This is a genomic window from Halalkalicoccus subterraneus (assembly GCF_003697815.1).
Taxonomy (GTDB): Archaea; Halobacteriota; Halobacteria; order Halobacteriales; family Halalkalicoccaceae; genus Halalkalicoccus; species Halalkalicoccus subterraneus.
The window spans coordinates 1-23,311 of the sequence record NZ_RDQG01000057.1 but is presented as its reverse complement, the minus strand read 5'-3'; the positions used below and the strand labels follow the sequence as shown (position 1 = coordinate 23,311).

The window sequence follows — 23,311 nt, the reverse complement described above, 5'->3', positions numbered from 1 at the left end:
GCCGCAGACGAGGTCATCGCGGGCGAGCACGACGAGCAGTTCCCCGTCGACGTCTTCCAGACTGGCTCGGGAACCTCCTCGAACATGAACGCAAACGAGGTGATCGCGAACCGCGCGACCGAGATCAACGGGGGTGAGATCGGGTCGCGGGACGTCCACCCGAACGACCACGTCAACTACGGCCAATCGAGCAACGACGTGATGCCGACCGCGATGCACGTCTCGGCGCTCGAAGCCATCGAGAAGGACGTCCTGCCCGCCCTCGAAGTCCTCGAAGGGGAACTCGCAGCCAAAGAGGAGGAGTTCGCCGACATCGTCAAGACCGGTCGTACGCACCTGCAAGACGCCACGCCCGTGACGCTCGGCCAGGAGTTCTCGGGGTATCGAAGCCAGATCGAGAAGGGACAGGTTCGCGTGAAGGCGACCCGTGCCCATCTCGCGGAGCTCGCACTCGGCGGGACCGCGGTCGGGACGGGACTCAACACGCACGAGGAGTTCCCCGAGAAGGCCGCCGAGTACATCAGCGAGGAGACGGGGATCGACTTCGTCGAGGCCGACAACCACTTCGAGGCCCAGGCCGCCCACGACGCGATGGTCGAGGCCCACGGCGCACTGCGCGTGGTCGCGGGCTCGATGAACAAGATGGCAAACGACATGCGCCTGCTCGCCTCGGGCCCGCGAAACGGCCTCGGAGAGCTCGTACAGCCCGAGAACCAGCCCGGCTCCTCGATCATGCCCGGCAAGATCAACCCTGTGGTGGCCGAATCGGTCAACCAGGCCCACAAGCAGGTCGTCGGCAACGACGCGGCGGTCTCGGCGGGCGGGGCACGGGGCGAACTCGATTTGAACCTCTACAAACCGGTGCTCGCGCACAACCTCCTCGAATCAGCCGGAATCATCGCCAACGCCGCAGAACAGTTCGGCGAGCGCTTCGTCGCGAAACTGGAGGCAAACGCCGAGCACTGCGAGAACCAGGTCGAACAGTCGATGGCGCTCGCGACCGCGCTCAACCCCCATATCGGCTACGACAAGGCCAGCGACGCCGCCAAAACGGCCCTCAAAGAGGAGAAAACCGTCCGGGAAGTCGTCGTCGAGAAGGGCTATCTGGAGGAGGACGAAGTCGACGAGGTGCTCGACCCCGAACTGATGACCCATCGGGGAATCCTCGGCCAGGAGTAACGTTCGCCCCTCCGTCCCGTGATCGCGCGTCACACGTCCCAACGAGCCGATCGAAACCAGTACAGCTATGTCTGACGTGTGAGTGATGGCTGATATGTACACGTGCCGTAACTGCAAGCGGACCTTCCGGACCGAACTCGCGCTGTCGCTGCATCGTGACTCCTGTGCGGAAGGCCAGCTGTTCTGTCGGGTCTGTGGCGATCGCTTCGCCGAGCGCCGCGCAACTCGCGACGGTTGGCATTACGCCTGTCCGGACGAGACGTGTGAGGGCGAAGGGCTCACCGAGGACCTCCTCCGGGTCGACGACATGCGGATCGCCGAACGCACCCACTGACGGCTCACTGGAACTGTGCGTCCTCCGAGAGGACGATCCCGCGGGCGATGGCGTAGACGAGCACGTTGCCCGCGCCGGTCACCATGAGCAGGATCCCGAACCACCGCAGCGTGTCGGTCAACGGCGAGGAGCCGAGGATCAGTGCGGGCAGCGTCACGACGAGCGCGATACTCCACCAGCACAGCAGGATCGACCCGATGACGAACCCGTCGGCGAGGAGATCGGGAAACGAGAGTTCTGCCATACGTACCGACACAGTGACAGAGTACAAAACGACTCCGTCGAGCGCCGGCAACGGCGCGTGTAATCACGCTTAATATCCCTGCCCGATTTCACGCGAGCATGCACCCACGGGACCTCTCCTCGCACACCGCCTACGAGGCCGGGCGGGGGATCGAGGAGGTCGCCCGCGAGTTGGGGATGGAGCCCGACTCGCTCGTGAAACTGGCCTCGAACGAGAATCCACTCGGGCCGAGCCCCGCCGCAGTCGAGGCGATCCGCGAGTACGCGGACCGGGTCCACTCCTATCCGAAGGCCTCGCACGCCGACCTCACCGCCGAACTCGCCGAGCGCTGGTCGCTCTCACCGGGTCAGGTCTGGCTCGCGAACGGCGGTGACGGCGCGCTCGATTACCTCGCCCGCGCTACTCTCGACCCCGGCGATCGTGTCCTCGTCCCCGAGCCCGGCTTCGCCTACTACGGGATGAGCGCCCGGTTCCATCACGGCGAGGTCGCGACCTACCCCGTCTCGAAGGCCGAGGAGTTCGAACAGACCGCCGAGAAGATCCTCGCGGACTACGACGGCGACCGGATCGTCTACCTCACCAGCCCACACAACCCGAGCGGGAGCGAGATCGCCCTCTCGGAAGTCGAGGAACTCGCCGAGCACACCGGCGAGGACACGTTGATCGTCGTCGACGAGGCCTACGGCGAGTTCTCGGACCGCCCGAGCGCCGTCTCGCTCGTCGAAACGCGAGACGACGTGGCCATCCTCCGTACGTTCTCGAAGGTCTACGGGCTCGCCGGGCTTCGGCTGGGGTACGCGCTGGTCCCCGAGGCGTGGGCCGACGCGTACGCGCGGGTGAACACCCCGTTCGCCGCGAGCGAGATCGCCTGTCGAGCCGGACTGGCCGCGCTTTCCGATACCGAGCACGTCGAGCGTTCCATCGCGGTCGCCCACGACGCGCGCGAGTACCTGTACGAGCAACTGGACGCTCCGACGTGGGAGAGCGCGGGCAACTTCGTGCTCGCGGAGGTCGGGAACGCGAGCCGGGTCGCGACCGCGCTCCAAGAACGGGGGATCATCGTCCGGGACTGTACGAGCTTCGGCCTCCCCGAGTGTATCCGGATCACCTGTGGCACCGAGGAGGAAACCCGACGGGCGATCACCGAATGCAACGAGGTCCTCCGAGAGCTATGAGAGTCGCTGTCACCGGCACGCCCGGCACGGGGAAGACGAGCGCGACCGAACGCCTCGAAGCCGATTTCGAGGTGTGCCACCTGAACGACGCGGTCGAGCGTGAGGGGTTGTACACCGAGCGCGACGAGGAACGCGACAGCCTCGTCGTCGACTTCGATGGCCTCCGCGAGTACGTCGCGGACCGCGAGGGAATCGTCGAATCACATCTGGCTCATCACCTCCCCGCTGATCGAGTCGTCGTGCTGCGGTGCGCGCCCGACGAGCTCGAACGACGGCTTCGCGAACGGGGGGAAAACGAGGCCAAGGCCCGGGAGAACAGGGAAAGCGAGGAACTCGACCTGATCCTCTCGGAGGCGGTTGCGGAGCATGGTTTAGAGAGCGTTTACGAGGTCGACACGACGGAGCGCTCGCCTACCGAGGTCGCCCGCGAGATCGAGCGCGTCATCGCGGGCGAGCGCGAACCGAGCGCCGGGGAGGTCGAATTTTCGTGACTCTCGATAAGTACCGCCCGCTCGCCGACCGGGCGCTCGAACCGTTCGTCGAGGGCGCCGACAGGGTGGGACTATCGCCCAACGGCGTGAGCGTTCTGGCGTTCGTCCTCGCGGGCGTCGCCGCCGGGACCTTCTATCTCGCCGGGGCGAACCCGCGCTGGTATCTCGTCGGCGCACTGCTCGTCCTCCTGAACGGCGCGCTCGACTTACTGGACGGCGCGCTCGCGCGCAGACAGAACGTCGCCTCGACGGGGGGCGACCTGCTCGATCACGTACTGGATCGCTACGCGGACATTCTGATCATCGCCGGGCTCGCGGCCGGTATCGGGGAGTACGCGCTCGGATTCGTCGCCGTCACGGGCGTGTTGATGACCTCCTATCTCGGGACGCAGGCCCAAGCCGTCGGGCTGGATCGCGTCTACGGGGGACTGCTCGGGCGGGCCGACCGGCTCGTTCTCGTTGGAGTCGTCGCGGTACTCACCGGGCTGGTCCCGGTGACGATCGGCTGGTTCACGCTCGTGGGCTGGCTGCTCGTGCTCTTTGCGGTCGTCGGGCACGTTACTGCCCTCCAGCGGTTCTATCACGCGATGGGCGCCCTTGGGTAAGTCTGTCGCACCATTTATACACTCCCACCGGTAAGGGCGGGTATGGTTCAGTGTGAGATGTGTGGCACCGAGACGTCCACACCCAAGACGGTCAAGATCGAGGGCGCTGAACTCGATGTCTGTGATTCCTGTGCGGACTTCGGAACCGAGGTCCGGACCGAGGAGTCCTCGGGGAGCTCCTCGAAGTACTCGACGTCCTCCTCGTCGGGCACCTCGGAGTCGAGCTCTTCGGGGTCGACGTCGGGCGGGTCGGGCGGCGGTTCGAGCCGACGCCGGCGCGACATGTTCGACGAGATGGACGAGGTCGCAGCCGACTACGACCAGCGGATCCGTGAGGCCCGTGAGTCGGCGGGTCTGAGCCAGGAGGACCTCGCGGGCGAACTCAACGAAAAGGCGAGCCTCATTCGCAAGCTCGAACGCGGCGACATGCTACCGAGCGACTCGGTCCAGAAGAAGCTCGAACGCAAGCTCGACATCTCGCTGTCGGAGGGGATCAGCGACGACGACACCGAGTGGGAGGGCGGTTCTTCTACAGGGAGCTACACGCTCGGCGACGTCGTCACGCGCAAGGACTCCTGAATTCCTGATCGGGAAGACTCTTTAGCCGCCCCGCCCTCGGGCGAGCCATGTTCGTTCTGGTCAACTGCAAGGCCTACCCGTGTGACCCCGTCGAGATCGCCGAGGCGGCTCACGAAGTCAGCGAGAGCTCAGGTACTCGGATCGCCGTTGCGCCCCAGACGGCCCGGTTAGAATCGGTCGCAGAAACCGGCGTCGAGACGTGGGCCCAACACATTGACGGCAACGAGGCGGGCAGCCATACCGGCAGCGCGCTCGCGGAATCGCTCGCGGCGGCGGGCGCGACCGGGACGATGATCAACCACTCCGAGAAGCGCCTGAAGCTCGCCGACATCGACGCCGGGATCGGTGCCGCCGAGCGCGCCGGCCTCGAGACGGTCGTCTGCGCGAACAACCCCGAGCAGGTGAAAGCCGTCGCCGCGCTCGGGCCGGACAGTGTGGCCGTCGAGCCACCCGAACTCATCGGCAGCGGCACGCCCGTGAGTCAGGCCGACCCGGACGTCGTTACCGACGCGGTCGCGGCCGCGGAGGCGGTCGACGACTCGGTGGAGGTGCTCTGTGGGGCCGGCATCAGCACCGGCGAGGACCTGACCGCCGCCGAGGAGCTGGGTGCCGAGGGCGTACTGCTCGCGAGCGGCGTCGCGAAGGCTGACGACCCGCAGGCGGCGCTCGAGGACCTCATCAAGCCGCTATAGAACGGAATTCTCGAATTCATTGCTGGGCGATGGCCGCCGCGGAGGCGAGCGCCGGACGTACCGCTCGCCTCCGCGGCGGGGGGAAGGGCAGGTATTCCCGGGAGCGCCGTCCGATCGGACATCGGACGGAGCGACTCAGCGGGCTTGGCGGTCTCCGAAAACCAGAGGTTTTCATTTCCAAGAAAAAGGCGAGACTGACCTGCCAAGGTCTCGCTGGAGAATCTTCGATTCTCCCGATGCCAAAAACGCTGTCGGCGTTTTTGAGCACGCCGAGAGCATTCGTTTAGAGCCGTGCACGTACGTCCCGCGTGATCCCATCCACGTCGTACTCGTCCTCGCTCTTCTCGAAGACCACGTCGCCGTCGACCCGGACCTCGAAGATGCCGTGGTCGCCCGTAATCAGGATTAGTTCGTCGATCCCCTCGCCGAACTGCGAGAGCAGCGCGTGCTGGACGGTCTCGGCGCGCTCTAAGAACCCGCAGGGAACGCAGTATTCGATCTCGACAGTAGTCATAAACAGTAGAAGGAGCGCCTGAAGGATAAAACCTCACTCGAACTCCGAAAGCGAGACTTGCCCCGAGGGATCGACAGGGTCCACGGGTCCTTCGTCGGGCGATCCGGTCGTCGAATCGCCCGTCTCTCCGTCCGCTCCGGCCCATCCATCGAGACTCGACTGGGCCGCCGCGCCGAACTCGAGGTTCGAGACGCGCACGCCGACCTTCCGGACCCGTTCGCCTTCGAACTCCTCCAGCAGCTCGCCGACGACCCGTTCGACGAGTGGGGGGTCGTCCACTGGGCCGGGAAGCGATCGGGCACGCGTGTTCACGTCGAAGGGGGGCGTAACGACCTTGATCCCGATGGTGCGATAGAGCGCGCCCTTCCGGGTTGCGCGATCCGCGACCGCCGCCGCGAGCGCCAGCACGCGCTCTTCGATCTCGCCCATCTCGTCCGTGGCCTCGACGAACGCCGACTCGCGTGAGAGGCTCTTGGGCTGGCCTTTCGGCGTCACCTCCCGGTCGTCCTCGCCACGGGCCCGATCGTAGAGGTCCGCGCCGCGCTCGCCGAACGTCTCGATCAGCGCGTGGCGATCCGCGCTCGCCAGATCGCCCGCCGTCTCGATTCCCTGCTCCCGGAGCGTGCGGGCGGTGACCGGCCCGACGCCGTGCAGATCCTCGACGGGGACGGGCGCGAGGAAGTCGCGGACCGCGTCGGGTCGAACTACCACCTGCCCGTCGGGTTTCTCGGCGTCGCTTGCGATCTTCGCCGTGCTCATGTTCGGCGCGACGCCGACGCTCGCGACCACGCCTACCTCGGTTTCGATCCGGTCTTTGAGGGCGCGTGCGAAGCCCTCGACTTCGTCCCACGTCGTCTCGGCGGTGACGTCCAGATACGCCTCGTCGATGCTCACTTCCCGGACCGTCCCCGCGTTCGCGTGGAGTATCTCCCGGACGTCCTCACTGACGGACTCGTAAAACGGGATGTCGACGGGCCGGTAGAAGCCCGAGCGCTCGATGTCGAGGTCGGGGTCGGTTGCCGCCTCCCTCTTTCGAGGAAGGCGTTCGAGCGCCTCGGAGATCGCCTGTGCGCTCTCAACGCCGAACGCGCGGGCCTCATAGCTCGCGGTCGCGACCGCCCCGTTGGTGGTGCCCGGCTCGTAGCCCATCCCGACGACCAGTGGTTCCTCCCGAAGTGCGGGCTCGCGCAGGCGCTCGCAGGACGCGTAAAAGCAGTCCATATCGGCGTGGGCGACGATCCGGTCGGTCGAGGCGACGCCCGGCAGCCGCGCTCCCATGGTTCATCGAAGCGGCCGTCGGTGTTAAGCCCCGCGGCCGCGAGCGAGAGCGATACGCCGACAGTACCCACCAGAATACTCATCACGACCTCGATACCTCCTGCGAGTACCCCTTCATCCCTGACGGGTGGGTCGCCCGCCCGTCAGCGACCGAATCGGAGTCGCGTGGAACCGCCGGGGACGCCACGAACGCGTTACCGAACCGATCCCTGTCTGCCGGCGGTTCGTCGACCCGTGTACTCCGCCTCGGCGGATTGATTCGTCCTCAAGCGTCACTCGTCGAGATCGGTCCCTGAAACCAGATCGAGGTAGGGATCAAGTGCCGACACCGCGGGCCGCTTTTCGATCCGAGATCCTTCGACGGCGATCAGCCCCGTGTTCTCGAGTTTGGGGAGGTGAGTGTGACGGAGCGACAGTTCGATCCGATTCGTCTCCGACTCCGACTCGTGGCGCGCCAGCCACGCCACGAGCGCCGAAACGGTCGTCGATTCGCGATCCGACAGGAAATGGAGGACGTACCGACGCCGCGACGCCCGCAACACGTCGAAGACCACGTCAGGGGAGGGCCCCCGAACGGGATCATCGGATTCGACCGACGAGATCGAGTCGAACATCGGTTCGAGCGTCCGGGCCGTCCGCTCGTCGACGGCGGTGGGATCGAGCGAGAACCGTCCCGTCGCGTTGGTACCCGTAACCCGCCCCGTGAGGACGTGGAGGAACCGGAAGACCGTCTCGGTGTCGTTCCTGGCGAGCAGCGTTTCGAGCGGGTGAACGCAGACGAGGGTTCGTCCGGTCGTCCAGTCCTCGAGGTACAGGCTGATCGCGATCCCCAACTCGACGAGCTGATTCGCGCTCCTGACCGTGATCGCGATATCCCGTCCCCGTCTCGAAACCGGCTCGACCTCCGCGTCGTTTCCGGGACTGCTCGTATCCGCGATACAGACCGTCCCGAAGTTCGCGGGTCGATCCCCGATCCGCTCGTGCCAGAGCCGCCGGAACCGGTCGTGGTCGCAGCCATGGGCGACGAGCAACACGTTCGTCTCATCACAGGATTCGACCGCGCCTAGCGCTCGCTCGGCCTCACCGATCGGCGTCGTCGCCGAGCCGTAGACGAGCGCGTTGTGGGACCCGCTTGCGCGCGATTCCACCCCGGCCGAATGATGGTCTTCCACTCACATGTCGGTACGAAGTAACTCCTAATAAATATATAGGTGAGACATCACTTGTCGACATGGGCCGCGTTTCGGTGGTGGAGCGACCGGCCGTGGTCGGTGGTGGGCGTCCAGGAAAGGCGAAATAATATCACTCCCGTGATCATATACCGAACGGAAACGATGATCGGCGACCTTCCACCGATCGGTGTCTATTTGGCGACACTCCGGCCCGACTGGGTCATCGACATTCAGGAGACGTATCTCGCGACGATCGGGACACGCCTGCTCGCGAGCGTCGCGATCGCGGCCCTCATTTTCCTCTCGATGAGAGCCGGTCGGCGACTGGAAGACCGGCTCCTCGAACGGTATGGGCGACAGATCGCGGAGATCGGTCGGGTCCTCTGGTTGTTGGTCGTGCTCGTTGGCGGGGTGTACTCGCTGAGCGTCGTCTGGCGCGTGATCTACCTGATCCGGGTGGTCCTCGACGCGCTCACGGTTACCCGCTGGACCGCGACACAGCAGCTTCTCACGGTCGCGGTGGTCCTCTCGGCGTACCTGTTGATGCGGTTCGTCAACCGGTCGATCGACAAGCTGGCTAACACGTCCTCGATCACGCAACACCAGAGCGAGGTCGCCTATCACATCGCCGATATCGGGATCGCGCTGGGTGCGATGACGCTCGTCCTCACCATCTGGGGGGTCGATCTGACCAACATCTTCATCGGCGCGGGCGCAATCACCGCGATCGTCGGACTCGCGGCCCGCGAGACGCTCGCGGCGGTGCTCGCCGGGTTCATCCTGTTGTTCTCCCGTCCGTTTCGGGTCGGCGACTGGATCGAGGTCCAGAACCACTCGGGCATCGTCAAGGACGTGACGATCTTCAACACCAAGATACAGACCTTCGGCGACGAGCACGTGTTGATCCCCAACGACATCGTCACCGAAAGCGACCTCACGAACCTCTCGCGAAATGACCAGCTCCGCGTCGAAATCGAGGTCGGAATCGACTACGATACCGACGTCGAGCACGCCCGCGAGGTCGTCGTCGACGCCGTCGAGGACCTCGATTCGATCAAGTCCTCGCCGACACCCCAGGTCGTCGCAAAGCGCTTTGCGGACTCCTCGATCCTATTGGAACTGCGCGTCTGGATCGGCGGTCCGACCATGCGCCGCAAGTGGAACGCCAAGACCGACGCGATCGAGGCGATAAAGCGAGCCTTCGACGAGAATGGGATCACCATCCCATACCCCCAGCGCGTCCAGTCCGCACGCGGCGAGGGGTTCCCGCTCAGGGACGACGAACCGGCCGACCGGATGTCGCCCCGGGCCGATACCGACTGATACCACGCGGTTATACGTCCGGAGTGGGAAGCCGAAGTCGATGAGCGATCAGGGCGGACTTTGGGGGTATGCTGGGCGGATGGGACCGACGTGGCTCGCGGGCGCGGTCGCCGCCGGGCCGGCGACGATGGCGAGCCTGCTGACCGCGGGCGCGGGCTACGGCTATACGCTGTTGTGGGTCGTGATCCTGGCCGCACTGTTGGGTGCGCTCGGCCAGTACCTCGCCGCGCGCCTGGGATATCTCACCGAAGAGGGGCTGGTTTCTGTCGTCGAGACCCATCTCGGCGAGGGCTGGGCGTGGGTGCTCGTAACCGACGTCGTGCTCGCGGCGGGGCTCGCCCAACTGGTGATCATGCAGACCGCCGCGAACGTCAGCGCGCTGTTGACCGGCGTCGATGCTCGGGTGTGGGCGGTCGTCTGGGCCGTCGTGCTCGCGGTCGGACTCGCGGGCGGCGGCTACCGCGTCGCCGAACTCGGCGCGAAGGTGCTTGTCTCGCTGGTCGTGCTCGTCTTCGTCGCCACTGCCGTCGTCGTGCCGATCGATCCGAGCGCGGCAGCCGGCGGGCTGGTACCGCAAATTCCCGAGGGACTCTCGGGGGCACTGGTCGCCGCGGGGGTGCTCGGCGGCGCCGTCCACGTCACCCTGCTGGTGATGCAGAGCTACACCATACGTGCACGGGGATGGGGACGCGAAGAGCGTGGGATCGTCCGGTTCGACATCGCCAGTTCGATGCTCGTCGCCTTCGGGATCTACGGGCTGGCGATCTTCCTCGTCGCCGCGAGCGTACTGTACGCGCCGGGAGTCGACGCCGAGGCGATCACCGAGATCGGCGCCGCCCAGGCGCTCGCGCCGATCGCCGGCGAGCACGCGACCTGGCTGTTTCTCTTGGGTTTGCTCGGGGCCGCTCTCTCGACGCTCGGCGGAAACACCGTCGTCCCTCCCTACGTGCTGGCCGATAAGCTCGGCTGGGACGGATCGATCGAGGACCCGCGCTATCGGGCGCTCGTCGTCTGTGTCGCGCTCGCCTCCGCGGGCGGAGCATTCCTCGGGGAGTCCTTTTTCTCGCTTTTGGTGCTCGTCCTCGCGTTCGGCCTCATCGGGACGCCCTTTGCGATCGTGGTCGTTCTCTACCTGCTCAACGATCCCGAAGTGGTCGACGAGACCCCACCCCTCCCCGTGAACCTCGCCGGGATGGCGCTGCTCGGTGTGGCGGTCGTCACCGCCGGTACGTTCGTTCGCGAGCAGGCCGCCGCGATCACCGACCCGTTCTCGGCGTTCGCCGTGCTGTTCGCCGCTGGGATCGGCCTCGCGACTGCCCTACTGCTCGTTCGGTTCGTCCGGGTCACGTGGCGATCGATGACGACCGAAGCATGACCGTCCCAGACGCCGGCCGAGTCCTGATCACCGGTCCCTCGAACGCCGGCAAGACCCGCCGCACCGCCGAGATGCTCGAACGGTGGGTCGATGAACACGGCGCCGAGGGCGTGGTGGTCCTCGAGTTCGCCCCCGAGATCGAACGCGACGGCGTGCTGCTCGGGGGGTGCCTGTCGCGCTTCACCGACCTCCCCGGGGAGGCGTGGGTCGGGACACTCGACGCTCACGCCCCGCGAGCTGAAGGCAAGTCCGAGGCGGAGACACGCGCGTTCGCTCGGGAGAACGCCCGCGACGGGAGAGAACTAATCGAGACGATGCCCTCCTCGCGGGCCGTGTTCGTCAACGACGCGACGATCCCCTTCCAGCACGCCGCTGACATCGAGGCCCTGCTCGACGCCTGCGAGGACGCCGCTTTCGTCGTGATGAACGCCTTTGCGGGCGACGAGTTGGGGACCGACGACCCGATCTCGCGGCGCGAACGTGAGGCGAGGGCTCGGCTCGTCGAATGGGCCGACGTCCACGAACGACTGGCGAAGGACGGGTAATCGTTGGCCGATAGCGTTCAGTCGTCGGAACGGCTCGGACGGCCAACACACCTATACAGGGGGCCCGTCTCGAAGCGGACGATAGTAGTGCTATCGGCGATCCGAACTCACCTTCCCGGTCTGGTCCTCTGGGTCGCGTTCGCCTATCTCTCCATCCTCCTCTTCGAAGTCGCGATCTTCGGGCGGGCCCACTGGGCGTCCTACGTACCGAGCGCCATCGGCTGTGGAATCGGGCTGTACGCCGCCTCACGGGTGATACCGTTTTCGGCACGGCGGTGACTAACCGGATCTAAGGCGGAAAAGAGACGTTTCGAAGGGATCAGTCGTCAGATTCGGCGACCGCCGGCTCCGCGGCGGCGCTGTCGGCACGCGCCTCGCTTTCGAGGTACTCGTCGGCGTCGATCGCGGCTTTACAGCCCATGCCGGCCGCCGTCACGGCCTGCTGGTAGTGGTAGTCGACGACGTCGCCCGCGCCGAAGATCCCGGGGACGTCGGTCTCCGTCTGGCCGCCGCCCGTGCCGCCGCGGGTCTGTAGGTAGCCGTCGGCGTCCATCTCCACGCCCGTGTTCTCGAGGTACTCCGTGTTCGGGGTGTGGCCGATGGCGATGAAGAAGGCGCCCACATCGAGGTCGTACTCCTCGGTCTCGGGATCGTCGAGCCTGTCCTTGGGGTGGCCCTCGGGGTGGGTGGCCAGCGAGACGTGATCGACGCCGCCGTCGGGCGTGCCGTCGATCTCGGTGACCTCGGTGTTCGTCAGGATCTCGACGTTGCCCGCCTCGACCTCCTCGCCGATGCGGTCGATCCAGTAGTCCTCCGCGCGGAACTCCTCGCGCCGATGGACCAGATAGACCTTCTCGGCGAACTTGGTGAGGAAGGTCGCCTCCTCCATGGCGGCGTCCCCGCCGCCGACGACGACCATCTCCTCGTCGCGGAAGAAGGCGCCGTCGCAGGTCGCACACGTCGAGACGCCGTAGCCCATCAGCTCGTCCTCGCCGGGAATTCCAAGCGTGCGCGCGCTCGCGCCGCTTGCCGCGATGACGGCGTCGGCGGTGTAGACGTCGCCGTTTTTCATCCGTACCTCGTAGGGCCGCGTCGAGTCGTCGACCTCCTCGATGACGCCGTTGATCACGTCGGCGCCGAACTGCGTGGCCTGCTCTTTCATGTTGTTGATGAGCTCCGGACCCGAGATGCCCTCGGGGAAGCCGGGGTAGTTGGCGACGTCGGTAGTGAGAGTGAGCTGGCCGCCCGGTTCGGTTCCCTCGATCACCAGCGGCTCGTTGTTCGAGCGGGCGGCGTAGATCGCCGCCGTGAGCCCGGCGATCCCGCTGCCGGCGACGACGAGCCGGCGGTGCTCGCCGTCCTCGCGTTCGATCCCAAGCTTCTCGTCGAGCTCGCCGGTCTCATCGAGCGCGCTGGTCTCGTCCCAGCCGCCGATCAGCTCGTCGTCGACGAACACCTCGGGGGCGGTCTTGCGGCCGTCGGCGCGCTCGACCATCTCCTCGAACAGTTCCTCGTCCTCCGAGACGTTGTATACCTCGTAGTCGACGCCCTTGGCGTCGAAGAGGTCCTTCGCCATCTCGCAGTACGGACAGTCGGTCTTGGTGTAGATCTCCACCCGTGGCTGATCGCTCATACGAACGGGTACGGTCGCGCGGTACTTATTCTGCGTCATCCCTACAGGTGTGGCCGCTACGTCCGACGCGCCGCGGCTCCGAAGACATTAGGGCCGCCTCGGGCGATAAAACGGTATGCCCGCCGATCTGCTCGAAAAAACCGACCGTTACGAGCGCCTGCTCGCGGAGGCGCTCGACGCAGCCGAACCCGCCGGCGACGAAGGAACCCCGCTGGCCGAGGCCGCCGACGAGTGTCTCGAAATGGCCGAGTCATACCTCGATGACGGCAGACATTTCCGCGGGAACGACGATCCCGTGAACGCGCTGGCGTCCTTCTCGTACGGACACGGCTGGCTCGACGCCGGCGCGCGCATCGGCGTTCTGTCGGTCCCTCGTGACGGGCATCTGTTCACCGTCGATTGACTCCGAATCTCGGATGAATTTCGGACTGGGTTCGGAAAACGCTCTTTTATCGACCGGCGGTGGTATCGCATGCCGTGTTTCCCTGGAAACGCAAGCGTCCCCGTGGCCCATACGACAGGCGGACAGACAACGCAGTGCACCGAGCGACAGACGAGTGCAGTACCTCGATACACAGCCAAGACAATGACGAAGAGATCAGAGACGAACGACGACGGGAGCCGGAAGACCGGTCGGATGCCGAACGTCCCCATCAACTGCAACCCCGAGAAACGCTCCGAGTCGACGCCCGAGCCCGAGTCCGGATCCGATAGCGGCCAGTCCCGCCGCGGCTTTCTGGCCGCGTCCGCGGCGGTCGGGTTCGGCGCGGCCGGGCTCGCCTCGCCGGTCGGAGCCGACGGCCACGACGGCGAGGAACGACACACCGTGGACTCCGAAGCCAAGGACGGCGCACGGATCGTTCACCTGTCGCCCGATGCCCCCGTCGTGGACGTCTCCGTCGGCGGGGAACTCTGGTTCGAGGACGTCGAGCCGTTCGCGACCGGAACGGTGTATCTCGAATACGTCCCGGAGACGTATACGGTCCAGTTCACGCCCGCCGGCGAGGGGCCCGAGTCGGCAGTCCTCGAATCCGACGTCACGTTCGAGGAGGGCCGGTACACGGTCGCCGCCGTCGGCGAGGCCTGTGCGGTGAGCGATGAGCCACTCCGGCTCGTCACCCTCGAAGACGATACGACCCCGACGTCGCCGGGACACGCCCGCGTCCGCGGCGTCCATGCGTCGGTCGACGCGCCGCCCGTCGATTTCACTGTTGGCGATGGTGAGGGCGTGATCTTCGAGGACCTCGGGTTCGGCGAGGAGGGCTACGGCGAGGTGTCCGCCGACGAGGCGGTCATCGAGATCCGCGAGCACGGAACCGGCGAGGTCGTCGAACGCTTCGAAATCAACTTCGAAGCGGGGACGGTCTACACCGTGTTCGCGGTTGGCTACCTCGACCCGGAGAACGCACCCGAAATCGCGGTCGAGAACGCTTCGCTCCGCCTCGCCATCACCGAGGACGCGAGTCCGGGCGAGCGCTGAACCGATAGTGCCGCTCGCCGGCCAGGTGGCGAAGGGGCGGCGTGTGTACTGTAAACGATCGGAATGAACCGCTATTCTTACATTGGCATCCCGAGATAGTGACGGTAATGGAGGCCGTTCTCTGGTACGTGCTCACCGGGACTCGCGGAGGGCGAACCGTGTCCGCCTCCTACGGGCGATCGACGAACGGCCACGCAACGCAAACCAGCTCGCCGAGGATCTCGCCCTCGATTACACGACGATCCGCCATCACCTCGACGTGTTGATGGACAACGGGATGGTCCGGAAAAGCGGCGGCGACTACGGCGCGGTGTATCTGACGACCGACCAGATCGACCACCACTGGGAGACCGTCGAGACGATCATCGAACGGGTGGAGTAACTATGGACGAATTTGGGAAAGTGTATATCAGAACGCGGCAGAAAGGGGGAGTGTAGATGGGTCCCTGGACAGCAGCCATCGCTTCGATTACCGGCACCCCTCCGCTCTCCCCCTCCCGCGTAGCCACGGCGTTGGCCCCGCTACAGGCCGACCCCGGCATCTGGCCGACAGTTGCCCGGATCTCGGTCACGCTGAACGTCCTGTTGTTGCTCGCGCTCGGTGCGATCTGGGCGCGTAACTACTGGCAGTTCCGCTCGAAACACACCCTCGGACTGTTCGTCTTCTCGCTGCTCCTGCTCGCCGAGAACGCCCTCGCACTCTACTACTACATGGTCGATCCGACGCTTGCGGGCTGGTTCGCCACCGAAGTACCCGCTCTCGCCTGGCGCGCGATGATGCTGCTTCACGTCCTCGAGACCGTGGCACTTCTCTTTCTCGCGTGGGTCTCTTGGGACTGAGCTGATTCGTAGCTCCGATCGCTTGCAAGACGTGTCTCTCCAACGGACGGATGATATCCCCGTGAGCGTGCGAAGCGCTCCGTATCGGCCATCGGACTATCGCTACTCACGGAGAAGCCCGGCGTTTCCGGACGGGGTATGGAGGGATTTCGGAGAGAGTTCGGAAAATATCTTTTTACTGATCTGTTATCGATAGAATTGCGCAAGCGCGCACTACCATGCGAGACAACGATCCGACACACGACGGAACGAGCAGCACCTCACGACGACGGTTCATGGCCGCCTCGGCGCTGGTCGGGGCCGGAGCGTTCGGCCTCGGTGGCCCGGTCGGCTCGGTTGCCGCCGACGAACACGACGAACAGGGGATGAATGAGGCCAGCGAAGAGATGGACGGCGAGTTCGAGAACGACGTCGATATCCTGAACTACGCACGCACGCTCGAGTTCCTCGAAGGAGAGTTCTACCAGGAGGGTCTCGACAACTTGGGCTGTTCGGGGCTGTTGAAAGCGGAACTGCTCGCCGACTTCGGCCAACCAATCCGCACGCGCGTGTTCGACGATCTCGGCGTCATCCGTGACCACGAGTTCGCCCACGCCGACGTGCTCGGCGAGACGATCGAGGACCTCGGCGGCGAGCCGATCGGAATGCCCGAGTTCGACTTCGGAACGGCCGTCGAGGACCCCGACGAGTTCCTCCTCACGGCCGCGATCCTTGAGGATACCGGCGTCGGTGCATACGCGGGTGCGGCCCCCTCGATCCGGAACGCCGAACTCGTCCCGCCGGCCCTGAGCATCCACTCCGTCGAAGCCCGCCACGCCTCGTTCCTGCGCGTGCTGGGTGGTGATATCGGGTTCGCCGCTGCCTTCGACGAGGCACTGACCCGCGAGGAGGTCCTCGAACGCGCCAGCCCCTTTATCGTCGAATAACCCCCGACTGACGCCTCCTTCCTTCGATTCTTCACGATCAATCACCAAGGGTATATACGAAACATTTAAGTAGCTTTCGGTGTTACATACCGTTAGGAAGCGACGAGACCTCCGGGATTTCTTTCGTGGGCTACTCCCGCCGGAGCGCACTCTCGCGGTCATACGATAATCCAATGAAACAGCGAACATTCACTGACGAGTCAGTCAACGAGACCGAGCGAGAACAGACGGAAGAAACCGAACAGGAGGAGTCCGAACTCACCTGTCCCGAGTGTGGGGGGCGACTCCAGACGGACACCGAACACGGCGAGACCGTCTGTGCGGACTGCGGACTCGTCGTCGAGGAGAACGAGATCGACCGCGGGCCCGAGTGGCGCGCCTTCGACTCCTCGGAGCGCGACCAGAAGAGTCGGGTCGGCGCGCCCACGACGACGATGATGCACGACAAGGGCCTCTCGACGAACATCGGCTGGCAGAACAAGGACGCCTACGGCAACACGCTTTCCAATCGTCAGCGCCAGAAGATGCAGCGCCTTCGCACCTGGAACGAGCGCTTCCGTACGCGAAACTCCAAGGAGCGGAACCTGAAGCAGGCGCTCGGCGAGATCGATCGGATGGCCAGCGCGCTCGGCCTGCCGAAAAACGTTCGGGAGACCGCCTCGGTGATCTACCGCCGAGCGCTCGAAGAGGACCTCCTACCGGGTCGGTCGATCGAGGGTGTCGCCACCGCGAGCCTCTACGCCGCCGCGCGACAGGCCGGCACGCCGCGCAGCCTCGACGAGATCGTTCAGGTCTCGCGGATCGACCGCATGGAGCTCACTCGCACGTACCGCTACGTGGTCCGTGAACTGGGCCTCGAGGTCCAGCCCGCCGACCCCGAGAGCTACGTCCCGCGCTTCGCCTCGGACCTCGAACTCTCGGACGAGGCCGAACACCGCGCGCGCGAGTTGCTCTCGAACGCGAAGCAGGCCGGCATCCACAGCGGTAAGTCGCCGGTCGGACTCGCCGCCGCGGCCGTCTACGCCGCCGCGCTGCTCACCAACGAGAAGGTGACACAGGCCGAGGTCAGCGACGTGGCGAACATCAGCGAAGTGACCATCCGCAACCGGTACAAGGAACTACTCCAGGCAGATGACACGAACCCTGCCGCAGGCGCTACGAGCCCCGAACCGGCCGACTGAATCGACCGGAGCCGACCGACCGAGAATAGTTCTATTTGATGAGGTCGTATATAAATTGATATCAGTGGAATTATGTGTGGCAAAGTGACTCAGGATACTAATATAACCCTGCAACCGTAACCCAAGAGTGCTCATGAAAAAGCAGGAGCTCATCCACCTTCACGGCCTGCTGGCAGAGGTTTCGAACCATTACGAGCAAAACGCGGGTACTCCGGATTTCGAGGAGTACGACTCGCTCGGCGTACGACCGACTTCGATTCACAAGTCGAAGACCGACCACAAGGCCGCCGTGTTCGCTATTGCAACCGGAATCACATCCGATATCACCGACGAAACACAGGAAACGGTCGCGGCCCAAGCCGACTGAACGTCAGGCTTTCTCTCGGTCTCTCCGCCGACCAGCGCGAGTGCCGTCGATCCCATCATCGGTCGCGATCGATGCTACCGACTCGCTGGGCGTCCCGTTCCCGTACTCACTCCAGCAGCTTGTCGAACTCGGGGAGGACATCATCGCCGCCGTCGCCCCGTTCGCCGGTCGAACCGTCGTCGGTTTCGTCCGTTTCGTCTTTTCTATCCGTCCCGTCCTCGTCGTCGTCCGTTTCGAGGACGTCAACCGAGAGAACGTCGAGCGGGATGTCGTGCAGGCGCTGGCCGATCTCCTTGCGGGCGATCCGCGAGGCGTGTTCCTCGCGCTCGACGTTGAACACCGTCATTTCGAGTTCGAGCGCGACCAAGGCTTCGTCGGCGACGATGAAGACGGGTTCGAGCTCCTCGCCGCTCGGTGACGTGCGTTCGCCCATCGAGATCTCGACGTAGTTCAGATCGGGATTGAGCATCTCGCCCGTCTTCGAGATGGCGATCCGTACGGCTTCGTCGGCCGTGGAGACGTCGTAAACCGGGACGGCGGCCTCGACGACAACTCGACAGTCCATGGCTAGTGTGACCATCACGAGCCAGGTGCATGAATGTTGCCCGCGTGTCGAAACCCACAAACGCACGCGCTGCCGAGAACGGGCGATGGAACGCGGGACGATCCCGATCGAGACGTGTCCGGGCGGTCTCGACCTCCGAGCGACCCTCGAGAGCGGCCAGTCGTACCACTGGCGGCGCGCGGACGGTCGGATGTACGAGGACCACGCGGGCGGGTGGTATCACACGATCGTCGACGACGAGTTCGTCCGGGTTCGTCAGGCCGACGGGAGCCTCGAATGGGAGGCGACGACCGACGCCGAACCCGTTCTTCGAGAACTGCTGCGCCTCGATGACGATCTCGCCGCGATCGTCGCGAGCGGCCCCGACGAGCCCCTCCTGCATGAGGCCTACGCCGCCCACCGCGGACTGCGGATCGTTGACGATCCTGCCTTCCCGTGCCTGATCTCCTTCATCTGTTCGGCCCAGATGCGCGTCGCGCGGATCCACGGGATGCAGACGACGCTGGCCGAGCGCTTCGGGGCGAGCATGGACGTCGAGGGACGGACCTACCACGCCTTTCCAACGCCCGAACAGCTCGCGAGCGTGAGCGTCGAGGAGCTTCGAGACTGCTCGCTTGGGTATCGCGCACCCTACGTCAAGGAGACCGCCGAGATGGTCGCGAGGGGCGAGGCCCACCCCGAGGACGCGCTGGGGATGGACTACGAGGACGCCCGCGAGTTCCTGACCCGGTTCGTAGGCGTCGGGAACAAGGTCGCCGACTGCGTTCTCCTCTTCTCGCTCGGCTATCTGGAGGCCGTGCCGCTCGATACGTGGATCCGCTCGGCCATCGCCGAGCACTTTCCCGAGTGCGATCGGGGCTCGTATCGCGAGACCTCGCGGGCGATCCGTGATCGCCTCGGTGGGGAGTACGCGGGCTACGCACAGACGTACGTCTTCCATCACCTCCGGACGGCGGCGTGACGAAGGGACGATACCGTGCTCTCACCGTTAAGCGGGGATAGGATCGCCACCGGATCTGCCGAACGCGATACGTCGCCACGTGCTGCCGCTGCTCGACGACCCGTTCAACCGATTGTTCGACGGCTACGCCGAGGTCACACAAACCGAGACCGAGTACGCCGGCACGATATTTCTCCCGCTGGACGTCGTCGAAACCGTTCTCACACAGGACCTCGGGTTTCAGCGCAACGCCAACGCCGCGCTCGAAATCAGGATCGACGGCGACGTCTCGGACGGGTCGTGGGTCTGGCTCGAGTCGTCGCTTTCGGACTGGCAACTGCACGTCATCCGTCACGAATCCGACGACGGCGTCGAGGCCTACGCTCACTGGGAGCACTCGTTGATCACCCATCCCCTCCAACGCTACCGGATGAACGAGTACCAGCCCGAAACGGGCGTCGCGATGCTCCGGACGTGGCTACGCGAGCACCGAAGCGACCGGTTCCCGGACGGACTCCCCTTCGAGGTCAAACCGTTCTATCGGCGACCGGCGTGGTACCGAACGTTCGTCCGGAACGCCTCGAAGACGCTGGCGAACTGGACGCACCGGATCGATTCTCGGGGAGAATCCGTCCCACGAGTCGACGCGGTCGGAGTGCAACACGTATAAGCGTTCGTCCCCTCCGTTTTCAGTGATGAGTGCCTCACAGGACCTCTCGAACAGGGTCCGGCGGTACATCAAACCGCCCATACATCGGTTTTTCGATTGGTCGTTCGGGGGGTACGCGATGAGCAGCAATACCGAGGAGGAGTACGTCGGTACGATTGCGATGGCCGAGGACGAGTTCGAGGAACTGCTGGCGGCGGCGGGTTTCCGCCGAAACCTCGTCTCCTCGCTGAAGGTGCGGGTCGACGGCAACGTCTCGGACGGGTCGTGGGCCTGGCGCGCGTCGCCGTTGGCCGACTGGCAACTGCACGTCATCCTCCACAACGTCGGTGACAGCGTCGAGGTCTACGCTCACTGGGAGTACTCGTGGTACACCCACCCGATCAAACACTACACTGCGAGGGGATGTAGTCCCGAACGGGGCGTCGAAATGACCCGCGAGATGCTTCGGAACTACGAGAGCGACCGGTATCCCGACGGAATCCCCTTCGAAATCGAGTCGTTCTACTGGCGAAAGCCGTGGTATCTCACCCATCTCCACAACGCCAGCGAGCGGATCAACGGCAACTTGGAGAAGGTAGAGCAGTGGGCGAGCGGGCTCAACCGCCGGTTCAGCGCGTGGCGCTCGTGAGGACGGGCAGGAATTTTACCGCTGGGCGGTGATGTGGAACTATGGCTCACACGCGCGCACACGTTTTCGTCTCGGGTACCGTTCAGGGCGTCTACTACCGTGCGACCACGCGCGACACCGCCCGCGACCACGGCGTTTCGGGCTGGGTACGCAATTTGGATGACGGCCGGGTCGAGGTGGTCTTCGAGGGACCCGAGGAGGACGTCGAGGCGATGGTCGGCTGGTGTCATGAGGGCTCGGCCGCAGCGCAGGTCGAGGACGTGGAGGTCGAATACGGGAATCCCGAGGGAATAGAGGGATTCGAGATCCGCCGCTGATCGGTTCACCCGGTCCGGTACGCCGCGAGCCACGGCGGCTCCTCGGTGTGGTTCCATTCGGCCCACGCGGCCTTCTCGCCGGCGTAGTACGCCCGATAGGCCTCGACGGCGTCGTCCCGTCTGTACTCCTCTGGCATCGCCTGCGGGCGGGGGGTCGGCTCGGTCGCGGGGAACTCGATCCGGTCGGGGTCGATCCGCTCGATGACCGCCCAACTGGCGTGAGCGTCGTCGTGTCCGTAGCGCTCCGTGAACTCGTCGTTGAGCGCCTCCGCGTGTTCGCGAAGCCGAAGCCAGTTTTCCCGCGACTCGCCGGCCCACTTCGTGACCGGGTGGCCGGTGTGGGTCGACCGGTAGAGGAACTCCGCCTCGTACCCGTGTTCCCTGGCCGCCGTACAGAGCACCTGCGCCGCCTCCAGCAACATCTTGTTGACGTGCTGATCGCAGTGATACCGCGCGGCCAGCCGGGGGTCCTCATCGAGCCAGAAGACGTTCACACCGACGGAAGGGCCCGGCGTGAAATGAGGGTGTCGTCGCGCCGTCCGCAATCTTCAACGGTCGCCCGGCCGAAGCCCGCGTATGATCACGGCAGCACGGATGGGAGCGGTCGACCGCAACGCCGCAGCGCTCGGCGTGCCTCGAAAACAGCTCATGGAGTCGAGCGGGAACGCCGTCGCCCGCGCGGTACGGAAGGCGGCAAGCGAGGGCGATTCCATAACTGTGGTCGCCGGCCGCGGGAACAACGGCGGGGACGCCTTGGTCGCCGCACGATTCCTCGACGAGTACGACGTCTCGATCCTCCTGCTCGGTCGGCCCGAGACGATCTCGACCGACATCGCCCGCGAGAACTGGGAGGCGCTCGAAGCCGCCGGCTATTCCTGTGAAAGCGTCTCCGACTCGACGGATCTCGACCTGGGCGACCCCGAGGTCGTCGTCGACGGGATGCTCGGGACCGGGATCAGCGGCGAACTCCGAGAGCCCGAGGCCACCGCGGCCCACGAGATCAACGCCGCCGAGGCCACCGTCGTCTCGGTCGACGTTCCGTCAGGCGTGGACGCCGACTCGGGAGACGTACCGGAAAGCGCCGTCGAGGCCGACCGCGTCGTCACCTTCCACGACGGGAAAACGGGGCTGGCCGACCTCGACTGTGAGGTGACCGTCGCCGACATCGGGATTCCCTCGGCGGCCGAGCGCTACGTCGGGCCCGGCGACCTCGAACTCGGCTCGCCGGCTCCCGGGACCGAAACCAGGGTCTTCGTCATCGGCGGCGGGCCTTACACGGGTGCGCCCGCGCTCTCGGCGCAGGCGGCGCTTCGCTCGGGCGCTGACCTCTCGTTTCTGGCCTGTCCCGAGTCCATCAAGGGCGTGCTCGCGGGCTACGCCGAGGACCTGATCGTCCAGGAGTACGAAAGCGATCGCCTCACTCCCGAGGTGGTAGAGGGTCTGATCGACACCGCCACGAAACACGACGACGTGGTCGTTCTGGGTCCGGGTCTCGGTACTGCCGACGAGACCCTCGAGGCCGCTCGCACTTTTCTTGAGGAGTTCGAGGGGCCGATGGTCGTCGACGCCGACGCACTCTCGATCGTTCCTGACGTGGAGACGGAGGCGACGCTGGTCTGTACGCCCAACCGCAAGGAGTTGGCGGAAATGGGCGGGCCCGACCTCGACGATCTGGAGGCGGGAGCCGACGAGATCGAGTCGTTCGCCGCCGATCTGGGCCACGTCGTAATGGCGAAGGCCGAGGCCGACGTGGTCTCGGACGGCGAGCGCACCCGGGTTTCGACGGCGGGTATGCCGGGCATGACCGTCGGCGGGACCGGCGATACTCTTGCAGGTATCACCGCCGCGTTCATGAAGGGGAACGATCCACTGGACGCCGCGGCGGCCGCCTCCTACGCCAACGGTCGAGCGGCGGAACGCCTCGATAAGGGCGGCGGACTGCTCGCTTCGGACTTGCTCGATGAACTACCGCGGGTGATCTGGGGGGACGACGATGAGTGACGAGGACCTGACCCACGTCGACGAATCGGGCGAGGCGAGAATGGTCGACGTCGGCGAGAAGCCCGACACCGGCCGCCGGGCGGTCGCCGTCGGGGAGATCTGTCTGAGTGAATCGACGGTCGAGGCGATCCGCGAGAACAGTACGAAGAAGGGTGACGTGCTCGCGACCGCGCGGGTGGGAGCGATTCAGGCGGTCAAACACACCTGGGAGACGATCCCGATGTGCCACCAGATCCCGATCACGAACGTCGACACCG

The 23,311-nt window shown here is 65.4% G+C and carries 30 protein-coding genes and 1 pseudogene; 24 read left to right on the top strand and 7 right to left on the bottom strand.

What is annotated here, in order from left to right:
* Both EAO80_RS13720 and EAO80_RS13715 read left to right on the top strand, forming a co-directional pair.
* On the top strand, window positions 1–1,179 hold a 1,179-nt coding region (locus EAO80_RS13720), incomplete at its 5' end, for a class II fumarate hydratase (RefSeq protein ID WP_162994017.1).
* A gap of 94 nt (window positions 1,180–1,273) precedes the next feature.
* Window positions 1,274–1,513: a transcriptional regulator gene (locus tag EAO80_RS13715; RefSeq protein WP_122090444.1), complete on the top strand. Its 240-nt coding sequence runs from the start codon at window positions 1,274–1,276 to the stop codon at window positions 1,511–1,513.
* Between the two features lie 4 nt (window positions 1,514–1,517).
* On the opposite strand, the gene EAO80_RS13710 is transcribed toward EAO80_RS13715, so the two are convergent.
* The gene (locus tag EAO80_RS13710; RefSeq protein ID WP_122090442.1) at window positions 1,518–1,757 is read right to left on the bottom strand and encodes a hypothetical protein; all 240 of its coding nucleotides are present in this window, start codon (window positions 1,755–1,757) and stop codon (window positions 1,518–1,520) included.
* A 98-nt stretch (window positions 1,758–1,855) separates the two neighbouring features.
* On the opposite strand from EAO80_RS13710, the gene hisC reads away from it, so the two are divergent.
* The 5 genes from hisC to tpiA are packed head-to-tail and all read left to right on the top strand — an operon-like array spanning window position 1,856 to window position 5,299.
* Window positions 1,856–2,932, top strand: a complete 1,077-nt coding sequence (hisC, locus tag EAO80_RS13705) for a histidinol-phosphate transaminase (RefSeq protein WP_122090441.1) — start codon at window positions 1,856–1,858, stop codon at window positions 2,930–2,932.
* Window positions 2,929–3,423: an adenylate kinase family protein gene (locus EAO80_RS13700; protein ID WP_122090440.1), complete on the top strand. Its 495-nt coding sequence runs from the start codon at window positions 2,929–2,931 to the stop codon at window positions 3,421–3,423. The genes hisC and EAO80_RS13700 overlap by 4 nt, the downstream gene beginning before the upstream one ends.
* A complete protein-coding gene (locus EAO80_RS13695) occupies window positions 3,420–4,028 on the top strand; it encodes a CDP-alcohol phosphatidyltransferase family protein (RefSeq protein ID WP_122090439.1) in 609 nt (202 codons plus the stop codon). Before EAO80_RS13700 ends, EAO80_RS13695 begins: the two co-directional genes overlap by 4 nt.
* A 42-nt stretch (window positions 4,029–4,070) precedes the next feature.
* Complete coding sequence (locus EAO80_RS13690) at window positions 4,071–4,607, top strand: multiprotein bridging factor aMBF1 (protein ID WP_122090438.1); 537 nt, start codon at window positions 4,071–4,073, stop codon at window positions 4,605–4,607.
* A gap of 47 nt (window positions 4,608–4,654) precedes the next feature.
* On the top strand, window positions 4,655–5,299 hold the full coding sequence (tpiA, locus tag EAO80_RS13685; RefSeq protein WP_122090437.1) for a triose-phosphate isomerase: 645 nt from the start codon (window positions 4,655–4,657) through the stop codon (window positions 5,297–5,299).
* Between the two features lie 283 nt (window positions 5,300–5,582).
* Here the strand turns inward: tpiA and EAO80_RS13680 are convergent, their stop codons facing one another.
* The 3 genes from EAO80_RS13680 to EAO80_RS13670 form a co-directional block, all read right to left on the bottom strand.
* A complete protein-coding gene (locus EAO80_RS13680; protein ID WP_122090436.1) occupies window positions 5,583–5,813 on the bottom strand; it encodes a SelT/SelW/SelH family protein in 231 nt (76 codons plus the stop codon).
* Between the two features lie 33 nt (window positions 5,814–5,846).
* On the bottom strand, window positions 5,847–7,091 hold the full coding sequence (gene dinB / locus EAO80_RS13675) for a DNA polymerase IV (protein ID WP_122090435.1): 1,245 nt from the start codon (window positions 7,089–7,091) through the stop codon (window positions 5,847–5,849).
* 272 nt (window positions 7,092–7,363) lie between these two features.
* Window positions 7,364–8,263, bottom strand: coding sequence for a DUF7504 family protein (locus EAO80_RS13670; protein ID WP_162994016.1), 900 nt, complete (start codon window positions 8,261–8,263; stop codon window positions 7,364–7,366).
* Window positions 8,264–8,425: 162 nt separating this feature from the next.
* Between EAO80_RS13670 and EAO80_RS13665 the strand changes: the two genes are divergently transcribed.
* From EAO80_RS13665 to EAO80_RS13650, 4 genes are all read left to right on the top strand, one after another.
* Window positions 8,426–9,586 carry a mechanosensitive ion channel family protein gene (locus tag EAO80_RS13665; RefSeq protein ID WP_122090433.1) on the top strand — a complete coding sequence of 387 codons (1,161 nt, stop codon included), beginning with the start codon at window positions 8,426–8,428 and terminating at the stop codon, window positions 9,584–9,586.
* Between the two features lie 40 nt (window positions 9,587–9,626).
* Window positions 9,627–10,961 carry an NRAMP family divalent metal transporter gene (locus EAO80_RS13660; RefSeq protein ID WP_122090432.1) on the top strand — a complete coding sequence of 445 codons (1,335 nt, stop codon included), beginning with the start codon at window positions 9,627–9,629 and terminating at the stop codon, window positions 10,959–10,961.
* Complete coding sequence (locus EAO80_RS13655; RefSeq protein ID WP_122090431.1) at window positions 10,958–11,506, top strand: hypothetical protein; 549 nt, start codon at window positions 10,958–10,960, stop codon at window positions 11,504–11,506. Before EAO80_RS13660 ends, EAO80_RS13655 begins: the two co-directional genes overlap by 4 nt.
* An 87-nt stretch (window positions 11,507–11,593) precedes the next feature.
* Window positions 11,594–11,785 carry a hypothetical protein gene (locus EAO80_RS13650; RefSeq protein ID WP_122090430.1) on the top strand — a complete coding sequence of 64 codons (192 nt, stop codon included), beginning with the start codon at window positions 11,594–11,596 and terminating at the stop codon, window positions 11,783–11,785.
* Window positions 11,786–11,825: 40 nt separating this feature from the next.
* Here the strand turns inward: EAO80_RS13650 and trxB are convergent, their stop codons facing one another.
* The gene (trxB, locus tag EAO80_RS13645; protein WP_122090429.1) at window positions 11,826–13,139 is read right to left on the bottom strand and encodes a thioredoxin-disulfide reductase; all 1,314 of its coding nucleotides are present in this window, start codon (window positions 13,137–13,139) and stop codon (window positions 11,826–11,828) included.
* A 115-nt stretch (window positions 13,140–13,254) separates the two neighbouring features.
* Between trxB and EAO80_RS13640 the strand changes: the two genes are divergently transcribed.
* The 7 genes and pseudogenes from EAO80_RS13640 to EAO80_RS13610 all read left to right on the top strand — a co-directional run bounded on the left by EAO80_RS13640 (window position 13,255) and on the right by EAO80_RS13610 (window position 17,933).
* Window positions 13,255–13,542: a DUF357 domain-containing protein gene (locus EAO80_RS13640; protein ID WP_122090428.1), complete on the top strand. Its 288-nt coding sequence runs from the start codon at window positions 13,255–13,257 to the stop codon at window positions 13,540–13,542.
* Window positions 13,543–13,725: 183 nt separating this feature from the next.
* Window positions 13,726–14,619 carry a DUF4397 domain-containing protein gene (locus tag EAO80_RS13635; RefSeq protein WP_245998628.1) on the top strand — a complete coding sequence of 298 codons (894 nt, stop codon included), beginning with the start codon at window positions 13,726–13,728 and terminating at the stop codon, window positions 14,617–14,619.
* Between the two features lie 107 nt (window positions 14,620–14,726).
* Window positions 14,727–15,001, top strand: a pseudogene (locus EAO80_RS13630) (winged helix-turn-helix domain-containing protein).
* A 56-nt stretch (window positions 15,002–15,057) separates the two neighbouring features.
* A complete protein-coding gene (locus EAO80_RS13625) occupies window positions 15,058–15,459 on the top strand; it encodes a hypothetical protein (protein ID WP_122090427.1) in 402 nt (133 codons plus the stop codon).
* A 218-nt stretch (window positions 15,460–15,677) separates the two neighbouring features.
* Window positions 15,678–16,385 carry a ferritin-like domain-containing protein gene (locus EAO80_RS13620; protein WP_122090426.1) on the top strand — a complete coding sequence of 236 codons (708 nt, stop codon included), beginning with the start codon at window positions 15,678–15,680 and terminating at the stop codon, window positions 16,383–16,385.
* A 173-nt stretch (window positions 16,386–16,558) separates the two neighbouring features.
* Window positions 16,559–17,566 (top strand): transcription initiation factor IIB, encoded by a 1,008-nt coding sequence (locus EAO80_RS13615; protein ID WP_122090425.1) that lies wholly within the window; start codon window positions 16,559–16,561, stop codon window positions 17,564–17,566.
* Window positions 17,567–17,699: 133 nt separating this feature from the next.
* Window positions 17,700–17,933, top strand: a complete 234-nt coding sequence (locus EAO80_RS13610; RefSeq protein ID WP_122090424.1) for a UPF0058 family protein — start codon at window positions 17,700–17,702, stop codon at window positions 17,931–17,933.
* A 106-nt stretch (window positions 17,934–18,039) separates the two neighbouring features.
* Here the strand turns inward: EAO80_RS13610 and EAO80_RS13605 are convergent, their stop codons facing one another.
* Window positions 18,040–18,498: a DUF555 domain-containing protein gene (locus EAO80_RS13605; RefSeq protein ID WP_122090423.1), complete on the bottom strand. Its 459-nt coding sequence runs from the start codon at window positions 18,496–18,498 to the stop codon at window positions 18,040–18,042.
* Between the two features lie 85 nt (window positions 18,499–18,583).
* On the opposite strand from EAO80_RS13605, the gene EAO80_RS13600 reads away from it, so the two are divergent.
* The 4 genes from EAO80_RS13600 to EAO80_RS13585 all read left to right on the top strand — a co-directional run bounded on the left by EAO80_RS13600 (window position 18,584) and on the right by EAO80_RS13585 (window position 21,053).
* Window positions 18,584–19,459 (top strand): DNA-3-methyladenine glycosylase family protein, encoded by an 876-nt coding sequence (locus EAO80_RS13600; protein WP_122090422.1) that lies wholly within the window; start codon window positions 18,584–18,586, stop codon window positions 19,457–19,459.
* A 79-nt stretch (window positions 19,460–19,538) separates the two neighbouring features.
* Complete coding sequence (locus EAO80_RS13595) at window positions 19,539–20,108, top strand: hypothetical protein (RefSeq protein WP_122090421.1); 570 nt, start codon at window positions 19,539–19,541, stop codon at window positions 20,106–20,108.
* Window positions 20,109–20,133: 25 nt separating this feature from the next.
* Entirely contained in the window at window positions 20,134–20,736 is a 603-nt protein-coding gene (locus tag EAO80_RS13590; RefSeq protein ID WP_122090420.1) for a hypothetical protein, read from the top strand.
* 41 nt (window positions 20,737–20,777) lie between these two features.
* Window positions 20,778–21,053 carry an acylphosphatase gene (locus tag EAO80_RS13585; RefSeq protein WP_122090419.1) on the top strand — a complete coding sequence of 92 codons (276 nt, stop codon included), beginning with the start codon at window positions 20,778–20,780 and terminating at the stop codon, window positions 21,051–21,053.
* 5 nt (window positions 21,054–21,058) lie between these two features.
* Here the strand turns inward: EAO80_RS13585 and EAO80_RS13580 are convergent, their stop codons facing one another.
* Window positions 21,059–21,547 (bottom strand): hypothetical protein, encoded by a 489-nt coding sequence (locus tag EAO80_RS13580; RefSeq protein WP_122090418.1) that lies wholly within the window; start codon window positions 21,545–21,547, stop codon window positions 21,059–21,061.
* A gap of 82 nt (window positions 21,548–21,629) precedes the next feature.
* On the opposite strand from EAO80_RS13580, the gene EAO80_RS13575 reads away from it, so the two are divergent.
* Complete coding sequence (locus EAO80_RS13575) at window positions 21,630–23,054, top strand: NAD(P)H-hydrate dehydratase (RefSeq protein WP_122090417.1); 1,425 nt, start codon at window positions 21,630–21,632, stop codon at window positions 23,052–23,054.
* The coding region (locus EAO80_RS13570) for a cyclic pyranopterin monophosphate synthase MoaC (RefSeq protein WP_281273044.1) at window positions 23,047–23,311 on the top strand (265 nt) is incomplete at its 3' end. The genes EAO80_RS13575 and EAO80_RS13570, both read left to right, overlap by 8 nt.